Consider the following 3736-nt stretch of genomic DNA (forward strand, 5'->3'; position numbering starts at 1 on the left):
TGGATTTTTTTAACCGATGAGCAATTGGCACTGTTTTCACAAGAAACACAAGATGAGGTTGCGCGTCTTTGCGAGTACAGACGCTAACAAACAAATATTATCGCCAGCAAACAGCGCTGGCTGCGACGTCAACCCGCTGCGCGGCTTTCCGCGCTAAATTTGGGCGTTAGTGTAAGTATGAAAAAAATACTGATATTGGCGCTACTATGTATATTTTTTGGAAAGGCTTTTGCTGATTGCTCTTTTGAATCGCAAAAAGATAAATACAGACCAGAATTTGCAGCTAGTCTGGCTGAAAAGGCGTTTAAAGAGAATAATGTTTACTTCATCGCAGTAGCGGATGGAATTGGCCCTTCTCGCCCAGGCTTCGATATTCCATTTACTTCATGTATGTTTAAAAATACTAAATGGAAGATGCTTTGGGTTGGAGCTGATTCGCAGTACTGCGTTAACGATGAAGCACTTAGAGCGCGGGCCAAAAGCTATGCTCAACTCTTCAACAAGAGTATGGTGCAATTGGCAAGTGCGCAACTTCGTGAAATGTGCCCGGAGCTACGTACACACTAACAAGCAGCGGCAGAGCGACAGCCAGCGCTGGGCGTTAGGGTTACTTGGAGATTTTGTGGAAAATTTAAAGGCGAAGCTCATCGAATTAGAAGAGCATTTATTTAAGGCTGAGGCCAGAGCTTCATACGGCGAATTGGATGAACTAATTGCGGATGAGTTCACTGAAATTGGTGGTTCTGGAGTTCGATTTGGAAAAAAAGAAGCTCTTGAGCGTCTGCCATCAGAATTGCCTCCTAAGATCAGTGCATCTGAATATGAATTGAGACATTTAGCGCCAAATTGTGCCCAGTTACTTTATAAAGCTGTAATGGTAAAAGGTGGTGAGACAACCGCAATTTACTCATTACGATGTTCAATATGGTCTCTGATAAATGGGAGGTGGCAAATGATTTTCCATCAGGGCACCTTATGTAAAGCATTTGAGTAGTAATCCTAACAAGGCCATTAAATACGCTCCTACCGTTGCGCGGCTTATGGCGGCGTTAGCAGGTTAAGGTGCTTCGTGAAATATTTTGTTATTTTAGTATCTTGCATAATCATTTTCAGTCTTTGGCCTTCATGGAGTGATGGACCGTACGAGGTTTACTGGATTGATGGGGAACAGGGCCTTGGCTACAGCTTGGGAGATGGCGCATACATCCGGCGGATAGAAAACCCGAGAGAAATCCAAGTCAATGAAAAGTACATCTCTTTGTACGCATGCCCTGAGGATTCTTGCGGTTTTTATTACATTGATAAGAGCAAAGATCATCAATATGCTGACGCAGCAGAATTTGTTTTTGGGCCATATACAAAAAGTAAGTTTATGGAATTACAACAAACCATGTTACTTCCCATGTTAAACATCGATTGAATTCAATGCTAACAATGACATTTTATCACCAGCAAAAAGCGCTGGCTGCGACGTCAACCCGCTACGCGGCTTTCCGCGCTAAATTTGGGCGTTAAAGTGAAGACATTAGCTAAATTCATGCTCGCATCACCAGGTATTTTGATGGTTTTAGCGCTTCTGCTTGCGGCACTCATTTTCTGGCGAGTGAATGGTGAACATGAATTCTCTGCTGGTGACTTTGAGCGTGCAACGGGACAACAACTTCCGGTATCAGCACGGATTATTGCCAGTGAGTCATTGAACTGGGACCTGCAAGGTGACCATGATGCATGCGCACTTATTGACGTTTCTATGGAGGCTTTGTTTGCTGGTTATAAGGTTCTAGCCGCAGAATATGGTTCCGTTCAAGGTGGTGAAGGGCGTTACTGGGCGATTGCAGTAGGTAAACCAGTCGTTATGGTGCGCTATGCGTCGTGGTAGGCTTACGAGGGTCAGGTCTTGCCCCATGCCCCGTTGTTTTATGGTTTGGGGACATCATTAGTTGTGAATGAATTGGTGATGTTTTTCTATCATTTTTTGATTTTATGAACATTTTTGTTTGGTTCTGATTTGACGGGGCACAGGGCAAGACTTGACCCTAAAGGTTGTTTCTCGCCGCTGCTTGCGGCGTTATGTTGTTAATCACATTCAGGATGTAGCATGAAGTTATTGACGGTGTTTCTATTTTTGTTGGCAGTTTCGTTTAATTTATTTGCTAAGCCCAGCAGCGTCGGATGGAAAGAGCTGATTGAATATTCAGAGGTAATCGCTTTGGTTGAGCTGAAGAGTGTTCAGCGATTAGAACAAAGTACCGGTTATACAGAAGTTAATATCAGGCAGCTACTCAAAGGTAAGACTGATTCTGTAAAAATTGGAATTCACTGGAAACTAACTACCGATTCCATCCCTATCTCCGAGATTTTTAATGACTACATTGTTTTTCTTCGATTAAGAAATGACGGAAGCTATGAGCCGTCATTTATCGCGCAATCTGTATGGCGTCTTGAAAACGTGAATTATAAAGATAAGAATCGTAACTACGTTGATTTAGAACATATTTTAAGTACTATTCGATCTGTACCTCAAGAGATATATTCTCTAGTCGAAGTTCAGAGCTGCAATAGTTATAGCGGTCCTCAAGAAGTAAAACGAGTTCGGTTGGAAGATATTGTAAATTACTTCAAAGAAAAACGATATTTAAGCCTATGAACCGCGCTCGGTTACAATATAACAAGCAAATGTTAATCGCCCATAACGGACGGTGTCGACGCCAACGGGGTTAGGTCTTACCCCGCGCCTCTGGTACTTATAATTCACCGGCCAATGTAGCAATTGGGGTGAAGTCTTGCTCCTATAGGTTGGCATTTTAATAAGGATATATTATGAAGCGTATTTATATGTCAGCGGCTCTGGTGTTTTCAGCTTTAGTTGTCGTTGGCGAAAATTATGCAGAAAACGGATCTCCAGTGTTAACAGGCCCTTACCTTGGGCAAAAGCCACCCGGTTCAACGCCAGAAATTTTTGCACCTGGCATTGTTTCCACTGAAGGTTGGGAAGTTAGTGGGGTGTTTACGCCTGAGCTCAATGAGTTTTATTTCATTCGAGATAGCAAGGACAGCGAAAAGCAAGAAATGGTTGTTTTTATAAATACCAATAATCAGTGGCATGAATCAGTTTTTTCGCCAAGAGTGGGAACCCCCTTAATCGCGCCAGATGGTAAAACCATGCATTTGGGTAAGCGCTACAAGGAGCGTACCGAGACTGGCTGGTCTGAAGTGAAAAAACTGGGTGCTCCTTTCGATACATTGCCTATCATGCGCCTTACAGCGTCTTCAAAAGGAACCTATTTTTTTGACGAGTTCAAAAAGGATTTCACTGGATCAATTCGCTATTCACGGCTAGTGGATGGAAAATATGAAGAACCCAAGCTGCTGGGGAAAGATATCAATAGTGGAAAAAGTTTTCATCCCTTCATAGCCGCAGATGAATCTTATCTGATATTTGACAGTAAAAGAGAAGGAGGTTATGGCGACTCAGATCTTTATATCAGCTATCGACAGCAAGATGATACATGGGGGAAACCCATTAATTTAGGCGACAAAATTAATACCGAAGGCTGGGAAGCAATGGCCAGCGTAACATCGGATGGTAAATATCTTTTTTTCAATCGAAATATGGCTCCAGGCAACCATGAAAAAGTAGACATTTTCTGGGTAGACGCACAATTTATTGAAACTCTCAGACCCAAGCAGTAAAGCATATAACAAATAAGGATAGGCCGCGCGCTGTCGCGGCTTT

The 3736-nt window shown here is 42.7% G+C and carries 6 protein-coding genes; all 6 read left to right on the top strand.

The genetic code is table 11. The features are described 5' to 3' along the window. Window positions 1-177: 177 nt before the first annotated feature. The 6 genes from RHEIN_RS16260 (at window position 178) to RHEIN_RS16285 (ending at window position 3693) form a co-directional block, all read left to right on the top strand. Window positions 178-567: a hypothetical protein gene (locus RHEIN_RS16260; protein WP_050801210.1), complete on the top strand. Its 390-nt coding sequence runs from the start codon at window positions 178-180 to the stop codon at window positions 565-567. Between the two features lie 55 nt (window positions 568-622). After that, window positions 623-994: a nuclear transport factor 2 family protein gene (locus tag RHEIN_RS16265; protein WP_008900073.1), complete on the top strand. Its 372-nt coding sequence runs from the start codon at window positions 623-625 to the stop codon at window positions 992-994. A gap of 75 nt (window positions 995-1069) precedes the next feature. After that, window positions 1070-1420 carry a hypothetical protein gene (locus RHEIN_RS16270; RefSeq protein WP_008900074.1) on the top strand — a complete coding sequence of 117 codons (351 nt, stop codon included), beginning with the start codon at window positions 1070-1072 and terminating at the stop codon, window positions 1418-1420. A gap of 96 nt (window positions 1421-1516) precedes the next feature. Further along, complete coding sequence (locus tag RHEIN_RS16275; protein ID WP_139056487.1) at window positions 1517-1879, top strand: hypothetical protein; 363 nt, start codon at window positions 1517-1519, stop codon at window positions 1877-1879. A 219-nt stretch (window positions 1880-2098) separates the two neighbouring features. Then, window positions 2099-2647, top strand: a complete 549-nt coding sequence (locus RHEIN_RS16280) for a hypothetical protein (protein ID WP_008900076.1) — start codon at window positions 2099-2101, stop codon at window positions 2645-2647. A 173-nt stretch (window positions 2648-2820) separates the two neighbouring features. Beyond that, on the top strand, window positions 2821-3693 hold the full coding sequence (locus RHEIN_RS16285) for a PD40 domain-containing protein (protein WP_008900077.1): 873 nt from the start codon (window positions 2821-2823) through the stop codon (window positions 3691-3693). The last annotated feature ends 43 nt before the right edge of the window (window positions 3694-3736 follow it).

The organism is Rheinheimera sp. A13L (assembly GCF_000217935.1).
Taxonomy (GTDB): Bacteria; Pseudomonadota; Gammaproteobacteria; order Enterobacterales; family Alteromonadaceae; genus Pararheinheimera.